Consider the following 18,043-nt stretch of genomic DNA (forward strand, 5'->3'; position numbering starts at 1 on the left):
CCTCCCCTTGCGGGGCTGCGTAGGGAGAGTTCTATGCCCTGCGTCACACCGTCCGCAAGGCCTTCGGCGAGGCTATTTCCACATACTCCGGGTTCCGGCGCGTCGTGCACAGCGATGCCCACACCGTCCCCAGGTCTCAGCACTTCTCCACACGTTCGTGCACAGCTTCCTCCACACCGCCGTCGCCATCGAGGACACGCGCGAGGACCTGGTCGAGGGTCAGCTGCGCACCCTCGGCGCGGAGCTCCTCGAACCGCTCGTCACCCAGGGCGCTGCGGAGCGCGGCCACCACCCGGTCGTGCTCGGGCACGTCGCCCGGGTGGCGCCGGGCGCCGAGGACGCGCAGCGCCTCGTCGCCCGCGCCGACGAGCACCGCCCCCAGCTCCGGGCGACCCAGCGCGTGCTCGGGCCCGGCCAGCTGGGACACGGTCCACGCCGCCATCAGCCGCCGGCCCTGCGACCAGCAGATGCGCAGCGCCTGGTGGGTGAGCCGCCTGGCCTCCTCGTGGTCGCCGCGGTGGTCGGCCAGGTAGCTGAGGTTGGAGAGGAACACGCTGACGTACATCTCGTCGCCCAGGTCGCCGGAGATCTGCAGGCCCTCCTCGTAGGCCTCGCGGGCCTCCTCGTCGCGCCCGGCGACCCGCGTCAGCTCACCGCGGATGTTGAGCACCTGCGCGACGAGCGCGGGACTGCCGACGCCGCGCCCCAGCGCGAGCGCCTCGTCGTTCGTCCGCATGGCGAGCCCGGTCTGCTCGACGTCCGCGATGTACGTCGCCGAGGTGACGGCGAGCCCGTACGCCACGAGCCGGGTCTCCCCCAGCTCCCGGAACAGGACCGTCGCGCGCTCCCAGTGGGTGCGTGCCTCGGGACGGCTGGAGGGGAACGCCATGAACCCGGCCGCCAGGTGGATCCGTGCCGAGATGTAGGGGTCGAGCTGGTCCTCCACGGCGAGCATCTCGTCGATCCAGCGCAGCCCCTCGGCGTGGTTGCCCTCGAGGAACCAGTAGGCGCCCAGCGCCGCGGTGATGCGCGCGGTCAGCGGCAGGTCGCCGGTGCGCGCCGCCCACGCGTGCGCCGCCCGCACCTCCTGCAGCATCTCGCTGATGTCGTCGAGCCAGCGGTAGGTCGCGTCGGTCCAGCGGCGCTCGTAGAGGTCGTCGAGCCAGGACGAGAAGTACGCCGCGTGGCCGGCCCGGGCGGCCTCGCAGTCCCCGTCGACCAACCGGGCGGCGTGGTCCCGCACGAGCGCGAGCATCCCGAAGCGCGGCTCGTTGCGGTAGCCGGTGGTACGCCGCACCAGGCTGTGGTCCACCAGGACGCTGAGCGGGTCGACCACGTCGCCGTCTGCCCACACCGCCTCCACGGCCTCCAGCGGCACGGCCCCGTGGAACACCGTGAACAGCCCGAACAGGCGCTGCTCCGCCGGGCCGAGCAGCTGCAGGCTCCAGTCGATCGTCGCCGGGATGGTCTGCTGCCGGTCCGGCAGGTCGCGCCCCGCGCCGGCCGCCGATCCCAGGCGGCTGGTCAGCCGCTCGCGCAGCAGCGACGGGGAGAGGGTGCGCAGGTGTCCCCCGGCGATCTCGATCGCGAGCGGCAGGCCGTCCACTGCGCGGCAGATCGCCACGACGTCCGCGGTGTGGTGCGCCAGCTCGAAGTGCGGGTCGACGGCGGTGGCGACCTGGTCGAAGAGGGCGACGGCGTCCGCAAGGCCACCGGATCCCTCGCTGCTCTCGACGGCGAGGGGGTGCACCTCGTGGACGTGCTCACCGGCGACGCGCAGCCGCGCCCGGCTGGTCACCAGCACCCTCAGGTCGGTGGACCACTGCAGCATGTCCGCCACGAGGTCGGCGGCCTCGACCACGTGCTCGAAGTTGTCGAGGACCAGCAGCAGGTCCTGGCGCTGGAGCGCCTCCTCGAGCATCTGCACCACGTTGGAGTTGTCGCCGGAGCGGATGCCGAGCTCGCTCACGGCCAGCTCGGCGACGAGCCCCGCGTCCGCGACCTTCGTGAGGTCGACGTAGCAGGTCCGTCGCGAGGTGGCCTCGCCCCAGGCGTGCGCCACCTCGGCCGCCAGCCGGGTCTTGCCGACCCCACCGATGCCGAGCAACGTCACCAGCCGGTGGTCCTCGAGCAGGGAGAGGACCGCGGTCACGTCACCGTCGCGGCCCACCGTGGCGGTCGCGGGCCGCGGCACCCGGGTCGCGCTCGCACCCGGGGCCGCGGACGGCGGCTCGACCGGCGGCATCGCCTGCGCGCGCGCGTGCAGGGCGCGGGCGGCGGGTCCGGGCTCGAGGCCGAGCTCGTCGCGCCAGGTCCGGGCCATCGCCTCGAGCTGGCGCAGCGCCTGACCCCGGCTGCCGCCCTCCACGTGCTGCTGGACCAGCCGGAGGTGCGCCTCCTCGTCGAGCGGCTCCGCGGCCACCAGGTCGGCCCAGCGACCGGCCGAGCGGAGCAGCTCCAGGTAGGAGACCCGGAGGCGTTCGCGCTCGGCGTCGGCCCACGGCTCGTAGAGGTCCTCGGGCAGCAGGTCGCCGCGGTAGAGGTCGATCGCCTCCCCCACCGACGACGGGTCGCCCGCAGCACGGTCGAAGCGCTCGACGTCCACCGCCACCTCCACGTCGGGCAGCAGCGAGACCACGTCGCCGGCCAGGACGACCGCCGACGGGACCCCGACGGCCGCCCGCGCGTAGTGCGCGGCCTTGTGCAGCCGGGGCGCCGCCTGCTCCAGGAGCAGGTCGGGCCAGAGCAGGTCGACCAGCTGCTCACGAGGCAGCTGCCGGCCGGGCCGGAGCGCGAGCACCTTCACCAGCGTGGCGGCGCTGCGGCGGGTCCAGGCGTGCGCGGCGACGGCGCGGCCGTCGACGACGACCGCGAACCCTCCGAGGAGACTGATGTCGACGTGCATCGCACCCTCCCAGCCGCGAGCGATGCGACTCTACGCCGGTCGGCGCGCCCGGATCGACGCCATTTCCCGCGGCCGTCCTGGCGTACGGCGCTCAGCCCGCGACGTCAGCGCGATCGAGCTGCTCGAGGTGCTCGACCTCGTCGCCCATCGCCGCGCTGAACCGGCGGAGCAGCGACCGGATGCCAGGAGCGTCCCAGTCGTACGCCGCCACGCGCTCGGTGACTGCGAAGAGCTCGCGCGAGAGCCGGTCGCGGGTCTCCTGGTAGCGCTCCAGCGCCGCGTGCTCCGGGACTGCGCCGGAGTGGGACGCGAGCACCTGCCCGGCGAGCAGCTCGGCGTCCCGCAGCGCGTCGGTGATGCCGTGGGACGTGATCGGGTCCTTGAAGTAGCCCGCGTCCCCCACGAGCGCCCACCCGGGACCGGAGGACTCGCGCGCGAAACCGGGCAGGCCCGCCCAGCCGCGGACCGGGGTGACCGGCCGGAGCCCGCGCGCCCGGTCCGCGGCGGCAGGACCCGCCGCGGCCAGCAACCCGGCGAAGGCCTGCTCGACGCCGAGGCGGCGCAGCCGACGCATCCGCGCGGGGGTGGTGCCCACGAACACGCACGACGCACCGTCGTTGGTCGGGATGACGCCCGAGCCCGCGCCGTCGCCGTACGTCCACTCGAAGCCGTCGCCCAGCGGGTCCTCGACGTAGCGGTAGAGCACCGCGCTCGACGTCCGCCCCTGCCACGTGGTCCTGGCACCGGCCTCCTCGGCGACCCTGGACCGGATCCCGTCGGCCCCGATGGTGAGGCCGGCGGCGAGCTCGACGGGGAGGCCGCCGCGGGTGCGGCCGACGACGCCGGTCACGCGGCCCGAGCCGTCGCGGCGCAGCGACGTCACCGCCGTCTCGTGCAGCACCCGCGCGCCGGCCTGCTCGGCGGCCTCGACGAGGAGCCCGTCGAGCAGGTGCCGGCGGGGTGCGTAGAGCGCGTCCACCCCGGACCGGGGTCGGATGGTGACGTCGGCGACCTCGCCGTCCGCGTAGCGGAAGACGGTGCGCCGGACGGCCGGTGTCCCGGCGGCCACGACGTCGGCCAGCACGCCCCAGCGGGACAGCTGGAGGACTCCGCCTCGCATGAGCGCGTGCGTGGAGAGTGTGTCGCTGCCACGCCGTCCCCGGTCGACCAGGGCGACCGACAGGCCGGCCCGCGCCAGCAGCAGCGCAGTGGAGGCGCCGGCGACCCGGCCACCCACCACGACGACGTCGACGGTGCTCATGCGTGGGGTGTTCATGCCGCCGGCTCCTGTCGTCCGGTGCCGGACTCAGCGGCCACCGGCCCCGGCGCGCCGCTGGCGGCGAGCAGGTGGGCGACCACCGCAGCGGCGTCGTGCCGCGCCCCGTCGATCTGGCCGGAGTCGCGCCGGTGCTGGAAGCGCTGCCCGACGACGTACACGCCCTCGGCGGGCGTCACGCCCCGGTGCTGGCGGACGGCCCCGTCGGGGTCGGTGATCGGCAGCCGCAGCCACGGGTGGTGGGGGCGGTAGCCGGAGGCCACCAGCACGGTGCCGATGCCCTCGGCGCGCAGGTCGACCTGGAGCCGTGGGCTCCCGATCGCCACGGGACGGGGCCGCGGGCTGTCCCACAGCTGGCCGGCCAGGCCGATCCGCTCGACGAAGTGGTCGAGGCTGTCGAGGAGCCGGTCCAGGTTCGCGTCCGCGGCACCGACGGTGGCGGCGAGGTCGTCGCGGAAGTGAGCGGTACGACCGTCGACGGTGTCGAGCCGTCCGACCAGGCGGACGCCGTGCTCCTGCAGGCGGCCGAGGTCGAGGTCCTCGGTGGACCGCTCGGGGTCGTCGCGGCCCACGAGCTGCAGCGAGGTCTCCCCGCGCGCGGACACCGGGTCGGCCACCTCGTCGATGGTCCTGGCCAGGCGGCCGGTGTTCTCGAGCCACCAGAAGATGTCGAGGCCGCGGTACCGCCGTGGCATCCGGGTGTGCCGCCCGACCGCCAGGGTGACCTCGCGACCGGCCCGCTTGAGCTCGTCGGCGATCTGCATGCCGGACGCCGACGCGCCCACCACGAGGACGCCGCCCGACCCGAGCCGGCCGGGGTTGCGGTAGTGGTTCGAGGTCACCAGGTCGACCCCGGAGGTGTCGAGTCCGGCCAGGCCCGCCGGCACGTGCGGCGTCCCGTGCGGCCCGGTGGCGATGACGACGTGGCGGGCGTGCCACGTGCCGCGGCTGGTGACGACGCGGTAGCGACGTGCCGGGCGGCCGCCGGGCGTGGCGGCGACCTCGTGCACGGTGGTCCCGTCGACCACGGGCGCGCCGAACGAGGCGGCGTACGCCTCGAGGTAGCCGATGAAGGAGCCGACGCTGAGGTAGCCGTCCGGGTGGGGCCCGCGGTAGCTCCAGCCGGGGAGCCGGGTCATCCAGCTCGGCGTGAGCAGGTGCAGGGAGTCCCAGCGCTCGGTGCGCCAGCGGTGGCCGATCCGGCCTCGGTCGAGCACGACGTGCTCGTGTCCGGCGTCCGTGAGCAGCTTGCTCACTGCGAGGCCGGCATGGCCGGCCCCGATGACGACGGTGTCGATGGTGGTCATGCAACGTTCCTTTCAGGTGTTCTCCGTGCCAGCGGCCGGCCGGTGGTCCGGCCGGCCGCCCGCACGGGTGCGCTCCTTCCGGGGTCCCCGCGGCGTTGTTCGGGGGAGCGCAGCGGAGGAGGAGAACGTCGTGGGGTGTCTTTCAGCTCGTCACGACGTCGATGTGGACGGGCGTCGGGTTGGTGAGGGCGTCGTAGACCGCCGAGCGACGGCGGGACTGGTCGACGATGTCGCGCAGGGTGGCCTCGTCGGCGTCGCCCTCGATGCGGAACGTGACCTTGACCTGCTCGTAGCCGTTGCGGACGGTGCCTCCCGAGAGCCCGAGGATCCCGAGCAGGTCGATGTCGCCCGTGACGGACGACGACACGTGCGTGAGCCGGACCCCGCGGGCCGCCGCGATGTTGGCGATGCCGGAGGTCAGGCAGGCCGCGATGGCGTGCAGCAGGTACTCGACCGGCGTCGGACCGACGTCCGTGCCGACGAGCACGGCCGGGTGGTCGGACTCGACCACGGTGTCCTGCGCGTGCCGCATCTCCTGCATGGCGCCGTAGAAGCCGGCGAACGTCGAGCGGCTGTGCGTCCCGGACACCCAGGTGTTGGTGGCCCGGAACTGGAACTCCGCGATCTCGTTCGTCTGCTTCACGGCGTCGCGCGTGCCGAAGAGCGTGGGGACGTCGACTCCGTTGAGGGGCGCCTTCTCGGTGGTGGTGCTCATGCGATCTTCTCCTGTGTCGGTGCCGGCGATCCGGCGTCTGGGTGGGTGGTGGGTGAAGTGGCGGCGCTGACCACGGGGTCGCGCCAGACGACGGCGGTGCCGTCGAGGACGAGCACGTCGTCCTGGTTCGTGATGCTCGTCGCGAGCGTGGTGACCGGCTTGTCGTCGCGGACCGCGGTGACGACCGCCGTGGCCGTGAGGACGTCCCCGGGCCGGACGGGCGCGAGGAAGCGCCACGAGACCTCGAGGAACACGCTCCCCGGACCGGGCAGCTGCTCGGCGACGAGCGCGTTGAGCAGCCCGGAGGTCACCCCGCCCTGCACGACGATGCCGCCGAAGCGGGAGCGCCCAGCGAGGTCCTGGTCGTAGTGGACGGGATTGCGATCACCGCTGATCGCGGTGAACAGCTCGATGTCACGACGGGTGACGGCCCTGGTACGTCGGGCCGAGGCGCCGACCTGGTTGCTGGTCATGGCACCGAGGTTGGTCGGCGGACCTTCCCCCGGCCTTCCGGATTCCTTCCCCGGCCGGCACGGGCTGCGGAAGGGCGCCGGAAGGACGTCGGACCAACCTCGGACCACTCAGTCCGACACCGACCCAGGAGCCGCTCATGCACCACTCGCTCACCACCGTCCTCGCCACCTCACGCGAACGGGAGCTGCGCACCGTCGTACGCCGCCCCGACCGCCTGATGGCGCGCGTGCTCGAGCTCCAGGCGCACTCGCCGACGAGCCGGCGCACGCAGCGCTCGCTCCACGCCACCCGTTCCTGAAGGAGATCCCCCATGACCTGCAGCACCACCATGGCCGCCCCCCGCACCGCTGCGCCCACCACTGCGCCCACCACTGCGCCCACCACCGGCGCAGCGGGTGGGCGGGCGGTCCACCCGGTCCACGTCCACGTCCACGTCCGGCTCCGGGACGGCGGTTCCGTCCTGCTCCGCCCGCTCGTCGGCGGCGAGGTCGCCGTCCTGGAGACGGTGTTCGAGGGGTTGTCGACGCGGTCGCGCAGGCAGCGGTTCCTCGTCCCGATGCCGCGCCTCCCGAGCGGCCACCGACGCGCCCTCGCCGACGTCGACGGCCACCGGCACGTCGCGTGGGTGGCGCTCGTCGACGGGGAGCCCGTGGGCATCTGCCGCTACGTGACGACCGCGCCCGACGCCGCGGAGCTGGCCTTCGAGGTGGTCGACGCCCAGCAGGGCCGGGGCATCGCCTCCGCACTGGTCGACGCCGTCACGACGGTCGCCCGCGCCCGCGGCATCACCTGGATCGAGGCGACCGTCGAGTCCGGCAACCTCGCGTCGGAGGCCGTGCTGGCTCGCGTCGGCATCGAGCTCGTCCTGTCCGACGGCCTGCTCGAGGGCCGCGGCGAGCTCCGCCCGGCCCCGTCACGGTCGCGGGTCAACCAGCGGGCCGTGCTGGCCCTCGCGGGTCAGTGGGCGAGCAGCTCCTCGACGGCAGCGGCGACCTCGAGCAGCTGACGGTCGGCACCGTGCCGGGCGACCAGCTGGACGCCGACGGGCAGGCCGTCGGCGGTGCGGCCGGCGGGGACGGAGATCGCCGGGCACCCGGTGACGGTGATGAAGTAGGCCGAGCGCATCCAGGCGAGGTAGTCGGGCATCTGCTGCCCGTTGATCGTCTCGGGGAACTCCTGCTCGACCGGGAACGGCGGCACCTGGGAGGTCGGCAGCAGCAGCACGTCGTGCTCGCCGAAGAAGAGCCGCATCGTCTCCGACAGCGAGGTGCGCTGCGTGTAGGCGCGGGCCACGTCGGCGCCGGTCAGCGGCTCGCCGGCGCGGATGTTGGCCTCCAGCGACGCCTTGAACGCGGTCGGGTGCTCGGCGAGCAGCCGCCCGAGCTTGGCCTGGAAGTGCCAGGCGCGCAGCGTGCGGAACGTGTCGTCGGCCAGGGACAGGTCGGGATGGGCCTCGGCCACCGCCGCGCCCGCGTCGGAGAGCCGCGCCGCGGTCGCGCGTACGACGTCCGCGACCTCGTGGTCGACCTCGAACGCGCCGCCGAGGTCCACCGAGCACGCCACCCGCAGCCCGGCGAGCGGCGCGGGCGTGAGCGGCGGGGCGAACGACGGGCCGGGGTCGCCCAGCGCGAGCGGCGCCCGCGGGTCGGGACCGGCGAGCACGGACAGCAGCAGCGCGAGGTCACCGACGTTGCGGGCCATCGGACCGCCGACGGACGTGCTCTCCCACTGGTTGTAGAGCGGCCACTCCGGAACCCGGCCGAGCGAGGGCCGCATGCCGACGACGCCGCAGAACGACGCCGGGTTGCGCAGCGAGCCGCCCATGTCGGACCCGTCGGCCAGCGGCACCATCCCGGACGCGAGCGCGCACGCCGCTCCCCCGCTCGAGCCACCCGCCGAACGTGACGGGTCGACCGGGTTGCGGGTGACGCCGAAGACGGTGTTGAACGTGTGGGACCCGGCCGCGAACTCCGGCACGTTGGTCTTGCCGACGAACACCGCGCCCGCGCTGCGGACCCGCTCGACGAGGAGGACGTCGTGGTCGGCCACGGAGTCGGCGAAGATCGGCGAGCCGTAGGTCGTGCGCCAGCCCTTCAGCGCGTGGGTGTCCTTCACCGCGAAGGGCAGCCCGTGCAGCGGACCCACCTCCTCGCCCGAGGCCTGGGCCTGGTCGGCGACGGCCGCCCAGGCACGGGCGCGCTCGGCGTCGAGGGAGACGATCGCGTTGAGCTCGGGGTTGCGCTCCTCGATCCGGTCGAGGTGCAGCTCGAGGAGCTCGGTCGCCGAGATCTCCCCGGACCGTACGGCGGCGGCCTGGGCCCGGGCGGTGGAGTCGACCGACAGACCGGTCACCGGCGACGTCCCAGCAGCACGCCGAGCGCGACGAGCCCCGCGCCGACGGCCACGCCGAGGAGGAAGTCCTGCTGGGAGCCGGCACCCGCGAGGGCCGACGGCCTGGCGGGAGCGGTGAACACCTGCCCACCAGCGGCGGGGGCGTCACCACCACTGGTCGAGGAAGGCGCGCTCGCGCCCGTCACGAGACCAGCCTCGGCCGGCCCGCCCGCGATCGCCTTCTCGACGTTGCCGAAGAACTCCGCGGCCATCCGTCGCGAGACCGAGGTCAGCATCCGCTGACCGACGCCGCCGACCATGCCGCCGACGACCGCGTCGGCGTCGTAGAAGAGCGTGGTGGTGCCGTCGGGGTTGCCCTCGAAGCGGACGGCCACGTCGGCGCCCACGGTGCCGGGAGCGCCGGCACCCTGGAGGTTCATCATCAGCGACTCGTGCGGCGTCAGGTCGCTGAGCCTGCACGTGCCGGCGTACGTGCCGCGGATGCTCGCGACCCCGGCCGTGACGGTCATGTCGTAGGTGTTGGCCGCGGTCTCCTCGAGCCGCTCGCAGCCGGGGATGGTGCGGACCAGCACGGCGGGGTCGAGCAGCGCGTCCCACACCTGCTCCACGGGGGCGACCAGGGTGGCCTCTCCGGTGATCTTCATGCGGACTCCTCAGTCAGGGGGTGGGGTTCGTCGGCGTGCGCGAGGCGCAGCTCGAAGAGCTCGGACGGCGAGATGGGCATCGACATGATCGGGAAGCCCTCGGCGTCCTCGATGGCGGCGGCGAAGACGGCGGCCGACGGGATGACGCCCGCCTCTCCGGCGCCCTTGATGCCGAGCGGGTTGAGCGGCGACGGCGTCTCGAGGTGGTCGATGTCGATGCTCGTCGGGACCTCGGTGGCGTAGGGCATCAGGAAGTCCATGAACGAGGCGTTCAGCAGCTGGCCCGACTCGTCGTAGGCCATCCGCTCGTAGAGCGCGCCGCCCACGCCCTGCGCGACGCCGCCGTGGATCTGGCCCTCCACGATCATCGGGTTGATGAGGTTGCCGCAGTCGTGCACGACGGCGTACTTGAGGATCTTGATCTCCGCGGTGTCCGGGTCGGTCTCCACGATCACGGCGTGCATGCCGTTGGCGAAGGTGGAGCGCGGCGGGGAGTAGAAGTCCTTGCCCTCCAGGCCCGGCTCGTCGTCCTCGGCCACCGGCGGCTTGCCGGGGTCGCCGACGGAGAACTGGGTGGCGGCCTTGGACGCCTCGTCGAAGGCGTAGCGCAGCGGGTTGGACAGGACGGCCACGGTGCCGAGGTCGATGGACGCGTCGGTGCCGCGCACCGTCACGACCCCGTCGGCGATCTCGAGGTCGTCCTCGGACGCCTCCAGTGCCTCGGCCGCGATCCGCAGCGCCTTCTCCTTCGCGCGCAGGGCGGCGAGGTGGATGGCCGACCCGCTCATCACGGCCGCACGCGAGGCGAACGTGCCCACGGCGTACGGCATCTTGCGGGTGTCGCCGGTGGTGATCTCGACGTCCTCGAACCGCACCCCGAGGGTGTCGGCGACGATCTGGGCGAACGCCGTCTGGTGGCCCTGGCCCTGCGTGGTGAGGCCGGTCGCGACCTTGACCTTGCCGGAGGTCTCGACGTGCACGTGGGCGCCCTCGTAGGGGCCGACGCCGGTGCCCTCGACGTAGCACGCGAGGCCGATGCCGACCTTGCGGCCCTGGGCGGCCATCTCGGCGCGGAAGTCCTCGAACTCGTCCCAGCCGACGAGCTCCTTGAGCTTCACCAGCGAGGCCGGGTAGTCGCCCGAGTCGTAGGTCAGCTCGCGACCGTCCTGGAACACCAGGCCGTGCTCGTAGGGGAACTCGTCGGGCTGGATGAAGTTGGTCGCCCGCACCTCGGTGCGGTCCTTACCGAGGTAGGCCGCGATCGCGTCCATCGTGCGCTCCATGACGAAGCAGCCCTGCGGCCGTCCGGCGCCGCGGTAGGGCGTGACGATGACGGTGTTGGTGTAGAGCGACTCGAAGACCACGCGGTAGTTGGCCGGCTTGTAGGGGCCGAGCAGCTGGGTCGAGGTGATGATCGGGACGATGAGGCCGTAGGGCGTGTAGGCGCCGTGGTCGTGCCAGAACTCGACGTTGAGCCCGAGCAGCCGGCCGTCGTCGTCGAAGCCGACCTCGACGTGGTGCTGCTGGGCGCGCTCGTGCGCCGAGGAGATGAAGTGCTCGCGCCGGTCCTCGGTGAACTTCACCGGCCGCCCGAGCGTCATGGCCGCCAGGGGTACGAGGAGCTCCTCGGGCCACGGGTGGTTGATCTTCACGCCGAAGCCGCCGCCGACGTCGGGGGTGACCACGTCGACCTTGGCGAGGTCGAGGCCGAGCTTGGCGGCCACGCAGCCCCGCACGCCGGTCGACGTCTGGGTCGAGGACCACACCGTCAGGCGGGACGTGTCGGGGTCCCAGCGGGCCACCGTGCCGCGCCCCTCCATCGGCGTACAGGCGGAGCGCTCGACGTCGAGGTCGAGGGTCAGCGTGTGGGGCGCCGTGGCGATGGCCGCGCGGGCGTCGCCGTTCTCCTGCTCCATGCGGGCGCCGACGTTGTCGGGCACGTCGTCGTGCACGGCCGTCGCCGCCGCACGGGCGGCCGCGATGCCGACGACCGGTGTGAGGAACTCGTAGTCGACGCGGATCCGCGCCACGGCGTCCTCGGCGACGTAGCGGTCGACGGCGACGACGAAGGCGATCGCCTCGCCGACGTAGTTGACCTCGTCCTTGGCCAGCGCGTACTGCGTGCGGCCGTGGGTGAGCGTCGGGTGTGGGATGAGCAGCGGGAGCGGCTCGGCCATCGGACCGGTGAGGTCGTCCCACGTCCACACGGCGATGACGCCCTCGAGGTCGAGCACGTCGGAGACGTCGATGTCGACGATGCGCGCGTGGGCGTGCGGCGAGCGCAGCACCGCGGAGTGCAGCAGCCGCGGGTCGTCGGTGAGCAGGTCGTCGACGTAGCGGCCCTGGCCGCGCAGGAAGCGCTGGTCCTCGACGCGCGCCACCTTGGCGCCGAACATCTTCGTGGTCATGCGTCACCCCGCTCGCGCTCGGCCACGATCTCGCTGGCGCGGAGCACCGACTTCACGATGTTCTGGTAGCCCGTGCAGCGGCAGAGGTTGCCGGCGATCATCTCGCGGGCCTCGTCCTCGGTCGGGTCGGGCGTCTCGCGCAGGCCGGCCGTGATGGTGGTGAGGAAGCCCGGCGTGCAGAAGCCGCACTGCAGGCCGTGGCAGTCGGAGAACGCCTGCTGCACCGGGCTCAACCGACCCTGGGCGGACCCGTCGTCCTCGGTCAGCCCCTCGACCGTGGTGATCTCGGCGTCGACGGCGGAGACGGTGAGCATCAGGCACGAGCGCATCGGCGTGCCGTCGACCAGGACGGTGCACGCGCCGCACACGCCGTGCTCGCAGCCGACGTGCGTGCCAGTCAGCCCGCAGTCGTGGCGCAGCGCGTCGGACAGCAGGCGCCGGGCGGGCACCCGCACCTCGTGGACGGATCCGTTGACGTGCAGGCGTACGTCGTGGAGCTGTTCGGTGGTCACGGGTGGATCGCCTCTCCTGCCCGCGAACGGGCGTGGTCGGTCGCGGCCGCCAGGACGCGCGGCGCCAGCACCTTCACGAGGTGGGTCCGGTAGGCGGCGGTGGCATGGATGTCCTCGGCGGGGTCGAGCTCGGCCAGGGCCGTGGCGGCGGGGTCGCCGGCCGGGTCCTGGACCGCGTCGGTGACGTCGACGACGACAGGGACGTCGCTCACCGACACGAAGCCCACCCGGGCGCGGGTGACGGTCTCGCCGTCCGTCTCGACGTGCGCGGCGACGCCGACGAGGGCGTAGTCGCCGTGGCGCCGGGTGATCTCCTGGAAGGCGACGCCGGCACCGGGCGCGAGGCCCGGGAAGAACGCCTCGACCGCGATCTCGTCGTGGGCGAGGGTCGACTCGAGCGGGCCGGCGAACAGCTCCGCTGCCGGGATCGTACGACGACCGCGCACCGACGCGACGTCGACCGATCCCTCCAGCAGCCGCAGCACCATCGGCATCTCTGCCGCGGCGTCGGCGTGCACGATCGAGCCGACGGTGGTGCCGCGGTTGCGGATCGTCGGGTGGGCGACGTGGCTCAGCGCCATGCCCAGCAGCGGCTGGGCCTGCGCCGCCTCGGCCGAGGCGAGCACCTCGGCGTGGCGGGCCAGGGCCCCCACCCTGACCCCGTCCTCGGCCACGCGGACGTGGCCGAGGTCGGGCAGGGCGTTGATGTCGATGAGCATCGAGGGAGCGGCCAGCCGCATGGAGAGCAGCGGGACGAGCGACTGACCGCCGGCCAGCACCTTGGCCCCCTGCTCCCCCGCGAGCGCCGCGAGGGCTTCCTCGAGGGTGGACGGTCGCAGGAAGGCGAAGGGTGCGGGCTTCATAGCTTGTGCGTGCCTCCGGAGGCTGCGTCGTCGACGCCCTCGTCGTAGTCGGGGTGGCTGAGGTTGCGGGTGACGGCGCCGGAGCCGTCGCTGCCGCGGCCCTTGACCATGTGGAAGAAGACGATGACCAGGATCGTGCCGAGGGCGATGCCACCGAGCTCGAAGTCGTCGCCGAAGGTGAGCGTCACGCCGCCGATGCCGGCGATGATGCCCGCCGAGAGGCCGACCATGTTGACGGGGTTGCCGAAGTCGATGTTGTTCTCGACCCAGATCTTCGCCCCCACCAGACCGATCATCCCGTACAGGACAACCGTGATGCCGCCCAGGACGCCGCCGGGCGTCGCGTTGACGACCGCGCCGAACTTCGGGCAGAGGCCGAGCAGGATGGCGACCAGCGCAGCGACGTAGTAGGCGGCCGAGGAGTAGACCCGGGTCGCGCCCATGACGCCGATGTTCTCGGCGTACGTCGTGGTCGGGGAGCCACCGAACGCGCTGGAGAAGGCGGTCGCGATGCCGTCGGCACCGATCGCACGGCCCATGTAGGGGTCGAGGTCCTCGCCGGTCATCTCGGCGACGGCCTTCACGTGGCCGGTGTTCTCCGCGACGAGCGCGATGACGCCGGGCAGGACGAGCAGGATCGCGGTGAGCGAGAACGACGGGCCGTGGACGACCGAGACGCCGTCGGCGAGGGTGCCGCTCGGCAGGCCGATCCAGTTCGCGGCCTCGACGCCGGCCCACGAGACGCGGTCGTGCTCGGTCGCCTCGGTGGCGCCGCCGAGGACGGAGGTGATGGGACCGAGGACGAGGTCGGCGAGCCAGGACAGCAGGTAGCCGAAGATCAGGGCGAGGAGGACCGCGATGCGCGACCAGAAGCCGGGGAGCACCACGGCCGCGAAGACCATGAAGGCCGCCGTCAGCAGGGCGATCCACTGGTCCTGGGGCCAGTAGATCCCGGCGACGACGGGAGCGAGGTTGAAGCCGATCAGCATGACGACCGCACCGGTGACCGCCGGCGGCAGGATCCGGTGGATCAGCTGGGCGCCGGCGAAGTGCACGAGCACACCGATCGCGGCGAGGACGAGGCCGCCGACGAGGATCGCGCCGGTGACGTACGACGAGTCGTTGTCCTGGTCGAGCGCGCGGATCGCCGCGACCGAGGCGACGAACGACGCGCTCGTGCCGAGGTAGCTGGGCACCCGGTTCTGCACGATCAGCAGGAACAGGATGGTGCAGAAGCCCGAGAACAGGATGGCGAGGTTGGGGTCGAGCCCCATGACCAGGGGGAAGACGAAGGTGGCGCCGAACATGGCGACCACGTGCTGGGCACCGAGACCGATCGTCTTGCCCCACGGCAGGCGCTGCATCGGCAGCACTGCTTGCCCCGGTGCGGGATCGACTACTTCCCACTTGAACATCGACATGTGCAGGCCTCCAGATTCGACGGGGTGGTTACCCGAGAAGCCACAAACTAGTGCGGTCCATCTCACACCCTCACTGGCGACATCTGCCGAAGGAACGCCGGAGTCGCTGACAAGTTCTCGGGCGGGTCGGCCCGCTGTCTACCCTGCGTGCATGGGCCTGCCTCTCACCGTCGACGCCTGGCCGGGCGGATCGGTGCGCACCGAGCGGCTGCTCCTGCGCGCACCCGAGGCCCGTGACCGCGAGGAGTTCCTCGCCCTCGGCTCGGACCCCGTCGTCAACCACCACCTCGGCGGCGGCCAGGACCGCGCGACGCTCGAGGCCACCCTCCCCGCGGTGCCGGCGGACCGGCCCGCGCAGTACGTGATGGAGCGCGACGGCCGGTTCCTCGGCTGGATCGGGCTCAGCCGACGTGAGGCGGACCGCCCGGGCGGGTCCTCCGTCGAGGGGCACGGTCCCGACGGCGTCCTGGAGCTCAGCTACGTCCTCCCGGTGCACGCGTGGGGGCACGGGTACGCCGCCGAGGCGTGCGCGGCGCTCCTCGCCAGGTCCGACGACCGTCTCGGCGAGCCCGTCGTGCTGTGCACGCAGGTCGGCAACACGAGGTCGCGGGCGCTGGCGGAGCGGCTCGGGTTCACCGAGGTCGAGCGGTTCGAGGAGCTCGGCGCCGCGCAGTGGTTCGGCGTACGCCTCCCGGGTTGGGGCGCTGCCACAATCGCGGGGTGACCGAGCTACGTCGGGCTGACCCGGGCGACGCGCCTGCGCTGCACCGCATCGCGTCGGCGGCGTACTCGCCCTACCTGCCCCGGATGGGCGGGCAGCGCCCGGGCCCGCTGGACGCCGACTACGCCGCCGCCGTCGAGGAGTGCGAGACGTGGCTCGCCAGCCTGGACGGGTCGCCCGTCGGCTTCGTCGTGCTCGCGGCCGAGGGGCCGGACGTGCTGGTCCTCGAGAACGTCGCCGTGCTCCCCTCCCACCACGGGCGCGGCGTCGGCCGGGCCCTGCTCGAGCTGGCCGAGGCCCGCGCCACCGCGCGCGGCTGCACGCGCATCCATCTCTTCACCCACGTGACGATGGTCGAGAACCAGGCGCTCTACGAGCGCATCGGCTACGTCCGGACCCACGACGCCACGGACGACGGCGTCACGCGGGTGTTCTACGAGAAGGTCCTCTGACCCGAGCCAGCTGGTCGAGAGATCGCGCAGCGACCGTCACGAGACCTCGCGGACGGCGGGCGGCCGTCACCTGAGGGTCGGGGAGCGCCGGGTGGCCCTGGCCGACCTGTCCCACGAGGCGACGCTCGCCCTGCTGGGTGACGTGCTCGACCTCGCCCACCGGCTCCCGCGGCTGTGGGCGCTGGTCCGATCCCTGCGGGTGCCGGTGCGCCTGGCCCGGGAGGCCGCACTGGTCTCCCACGACCACGACGATGGCCGCCACCACGCGCGCCCTCGGCCACCCAGTGCGCTCGGTGTCCGCCGCGCCCACGCCGTCGGACTGCTCGCCGGCGGCGGACTGGGCGCTCAGCCCACGATCTCCAGCGCCCGGAGCGCGACGGCGACGTCGAGGCGCAGGTGGGGGTCCGTGGCGACGGGGCCGAGGATCCGCTGGAGCTTGCCGACGCGGTAGCGCATCGTGTTGTAGTGGAAGAACTGGGCGCGGGCCGCCTCGGCCACGTTGAAGTTCGTGTCGAGAAGCACCTGGAGCGTCTCGCGGAGGTCGGCGGCCTCGGGCGTGCGCTCGGAGAGCGGGCCGAGGACGTCGGCGGCGAACGACGTCAGCTCGGCGCCGTCGGGGACGAGGGCGAGCAGCCGGTGGAGACCGAGCTGGTCGAAGCGGGTCACCGATCCCCCGCCGTGCACCCGGCGCCCGATCTCGACGGCGCGCTGGGCCTGGCGGAACGCCTCGGGCAGCTCGCCGAGCCCGTTCGAGACGCGGCTGACGCCGGCCGAGAAGGCGATCCGGCCGCCACCGCGGTCGCCACGCACGGCGGCGATGATCCGGTCGACGGCGACGTGGGCATCGGTGGGGTCGGCCGGGTCGACGGGTACCAGTGTCACCACCTCGCGGCTGAAGGCGACGGACGCGATCGTGGGGTCCACCGTCGCCGAGACCTGCCGCCACGCGTGGGCGAAGCGGTCCTGCCACGCCCTCCGGTCCTCCGGGTCGGGGGCCAGGGACGCGATCGCGTCGGGGTCGAGCACTGCGACCACGACCATCACCGGGCGGTCGAGGTGCCAGCCGAACGCCTGCGCGTGCTCGGCGACGTACTCGTCCTCGCCGGCCCGGTCGAGGAACACGTCGCGCAGGAAGTCGCCGCGGTACTTGTTCTCCACCGCCGTGATCGCCTCCACGCGCGTCACCAGCAGCGCCGCCACGATCGCGGCGCGCTCGAGCGCCTGCACGTCGGAGGAGTGGATCTTGCCGTCGGGGCGCAGCGCGACCAGCCGCGCGAGGTCCACGCCGGCCGCGACCACGCGGCGTACCAGCGCCTCCCCCTTGCCCGCGGCCGTGCCCTCGGGATCGATCCGCTCCACCCGCACGCGACCGGTCGGGTCGAGCAGCTCGGCGTCCGTCATCGCGGCCCGCTGCGCCTCGTCGAGGTGCGCGGCGCGCTCGCGGCCGTCGGTGGAGGTGAAGACCACGCCGCAGCCCAGCGCGTTGCCGACGGCCTCCGCGATCGCGGCCAGGTCGCCGCCCTCCAGCACGATGTGCGTCAGGGCCGTGTGGAGTGCGTCGGCACGCTCCAGCGCGGCGACGGCCTCCGGGTCGCTTATCAAGTCTTGGCGCACATTCACCCCTTGGTCCGACAAGTTCTCACATTCGCGAGTGTCGCACGAGCCGTTAGCGTCTGGGGAGTGATGTCTGCACCGATCCCCGTCGCGGCACCGCTGCGGGTCCACGATCGGCTGCGTGGAGCCTCGGACGGTCCTCGCCGGGTCGTCCACGCGAGCAGCACCGCCCTGTACGTCGACCTCGACGGCTGGTGCCTCGGCCTCGTGTCGTCGACGGCGACCCGCGTGCCGTGCGCGCTCTGGTCGACGCTGCCCGACCTCGGCGTCCTCGACCCGGTCGCCCAGGTGCGCGACGGCCTGCTGGTGGTCGGTGACCGGCCGGTCCGGATCACCCGTCTCGTCGACCCGCGCGCCCCCCGCGTGGGACGTCATGAGG

At 73.2% G+C, this 18,043-nt stretch carries 17 protein-coding genes; 5 read left to right on the top strand and 12 right to left on the bottom strand.

What is annotated here, in order from left to right; translation table 11 throughout:
* Positions 1-136: 136 nt before the first annotated feature.
* The 5 genes from AC1DP1_RS19105 to AC1DP1_RS19125 all read right to left on the bottom strand — a co-directional run bounded on the left by AC1DP1_RS19105 (position 137) and on the right by AC1DP1_RS19125 (position 6,676).
* Positions 137-2,905 (bottom strand): ATP-binding protein, encoded by a 2,769-nt coding sequence (locus tag AC1DP1_RS19105; protein WP_477508182.1) that lies wholly within the window; start codon positions 2,903-2,905, stop codon positions 137-139.
* A gap of 91 nt (positions 2,906-2,996) precedes the next feature.
* On the bottom strand, positions 2,997-4,181 hold the full coding sequence (locus AC1DP1_RS19110) for an NAD(P)/FAD-dependent oxidoreductase (protein ID WP_477508183.1): 1,185 nt from the start codon (positions 4,179-4,181) through the stop codon (positions 2,997-2,999).
* Complete coding sequence (locus AC1DP1_RS19115; protein ID WP_477508184.1) at positions 4,178-5,488, bottom strand: flavin-containing monooxygenase; 1,311 nt, start codon at positions 5,486-5,488, stop codon at positions 4,178-4,180. The genes AC1DP1_RS19110 and AC1DP1_RS19115 overlap by 4 nt, the downstream gene beginning before the upstream one ends.
* Before the next feature lie 142 nt (positions 5,489-5,630).
* Positions 5,631-6,203, bottom strand: a complete 573-nt coding sequence (locus AC1DP1_RS19120) for an OsmC family protein (protein WP_477508185.1) — start codon at positions 6,201-6,203, stop codon at positions 5,631-5,633.
* Positions 6,200-6,676: a MaoC family dehydratase gene (locus tag AC1DP1_RS19125; protein ID WP_477508186.1), complete on the bottom strand. Its 477-nt coding sequence runs from the start codon at positions 6,674-6,676 to the stop codon at positions 6,200-6,202. The genes AC1DP1_RS19120 and AC1DP1_RS19125 overlap by 4 nt, the downstream gene beginning before the upstream one ends.
* 137 nt (positions 6,677-6,813) lie before the next feature.
* Between AC1DP1_RS19125 and AC1DP1_RS19130 the strand changes: the two genes are divergently transcribed.
* Positions 6,814-6,975: a hypothetical protein gene (locus tag AC1DP1_RS19130; RefSeq protein WP_477508187.1), complete on the top strand. Its 162-nt coding sequence runs from the start codon at positions 6,814-6,816 to the stop codon at positions 6,973-6,975.
* A gap of 12 nt (positions 6,976-6,987) precedes the next feature.
* Entirely contained in the window at positions 6,988-7,683 is a 696-nt protein-coding gene (locus AC1DP1_RS19135; protein ID WP_477508188.1) for an N-acetyltransferase family protein, read from the top strand.
* On the opposite strand, the gene AC1DP1_RS19140 is transcribed toward AC1DP1_RS19135, so the two are convergent.
* Genes AC1DP1_RS19140 through AC1DP1_RS19165 form a run of 6 tightly spaced genes read right to left on the bottom strand, consistent with a single transcriptional unit; the run spans position 7,635 to position 14,820 of the window.
* The gene (locus AC1DP1_RS19140) at positions 7,635-9,029 is read right to left on the bottom strand and encodes an amidase (RefSeq protein ID WP_477508189.1); all 1,395 of its coding nucleotides are present in this window, start codon (positions 9,027-9,029) and stop codon (positions 7,635-7,637) included. The genes AC1DP1_RS19135 and AC1DP1_RS19140 overlap by 49 nt on opposite strands.
* Positions 9,026-9,673 carry an SRPBCC family protein gene (locus tag AC1DP1_RS19145; protein WP_477508190.1) on the bottom strand — a complete coding sequence of 216 codons (648 nt, stop codon included), beginning with the start codon at positions 9,671-9,673 and terminating at the stop codon, positions 9,026-9,028. Before AC1DP1_RS19145 ends, AC1DP1_RS19140 begins: the two co-directional genes overlap by 4 nt.
* Positions 9,670-12,081 (bottom strand): aerobic carbon-monoxide dehydrogenase large subunit, encoded by a 2,412-nt coding sequence (gene cutA / locus AC1DP1_RS19150; RefSeq protein WP_477508191.1) that lies wholly within the window; start codon positions 12,079-12,081, stop codon positions 9,670-9,672. Before cutA ends, AC1DP1_RS19145 begins: the two co-directional genes overlap by 4 nt.
* The gene (locus AC1DP1_RS19155) at positions 12,078-12,593 is read right to left on the bottom strand and encodes a (2Fe-2S)-binding protein (protein WP_477508192.1); all 516 of its coding nucleotides are present in this window, start codon (positions 12,591-12,593) and stop codon (positions 12,078-12,080) included. The genes cutA and AC1DP1_RS19155 overlap by 4 nt, the downstream gene beginning before the upstream one ends.
* Entirely contained in the window at positions 12,590-13,456 is an 867-nt protein-coding gene (locus AC1DP1_RS19160) for an FAD binding domain-containing protein (RefSeq protein ID WP_477508193.1), read from the bottom strand. The genes AC1DP1_RS19155 and AC1DP1_RS19160 overlap by 4 nt, the downstream gene beginning before the upstream one ends.
* The gene (locus tag AC1DP1_RS19165; RefSeq protein WP_477508194.1) at positions 13,453-14,820 is read right to left on the bottom strand and encodes a uracil-xanthine permease family protein; all 1,368 of its coding nucleotides are present in this window, start codon (positions 14,818-14,820) and stop codon (positions 13,453-13,455) included. The genes AC1DP1_RS19160 and AC1DP1_RS19165 overlap by 4 nt, the downstream gene beginning before the upstream one ends.
* 208 nt (positions 14,821-15,028) lie before the next feature.
* On the opposite strand from AC1DP1_RS19165, the gene AC1DP1_RS19170 reads away from it, so the two are divergent.
* Entirely contained in the window at positions 15,029-15,601 is a 573-nt protein-coding gene (locus tag AC1DP1_RS19170) for a GNAT family N-acetyltransferase (RefSeq protein WP_477508195.1), read from the top strand.
* On the top strand, positions 15,598-16,050 hold the full coding sequence (locus AC1DP1_RS19175) for a GNAT family N-acetyltransferase (protein ID WP_477508196.1): 453 nt from the start codon (positions 15,598-15,600) through the stop codon (positions 16,048-16,050). Before AC1DP1_RS19170 ends, AC1DP1_RS19175 begins: the two co-directional genes overlap by 4 nt.
* 345 nt (positions 16,051-16,395) lie before the next feature.
* On the opposite strand, the gene AC1DP1_RS19180 is transcribed toward AC1DP1_RS19175, so the two are convergent.
* Positions 16,396-17,664 (bottom strand): PucR family transcriptional regulator, encoded by a 1,269-nt coding sequence (locus tag AC1DP1_RS19180; RefSeq protein ID WP_477508197.1) that lies wholly within the window; start codon positions 17,662-17,664, stop codon positions 16,396-16,398.
* Between the two features lie 69 nt (positions 17,665-17,733).
* Between AC1DP1_RS19180 and AC1DP1_RS19185 the strand changes: the two genes are divergently transcribed.
* Positions 17,734-18,043 (top strand): hypothetical protein (locus AC1DP1_RS19185; RefSeq protein WP_477508198.1); only part of this gene is annotated, 310 nt, incomplete at its 3' end.

It is taken from the genome of Nocardioides sp. P4_G10 (assembly GCF_056401175.1).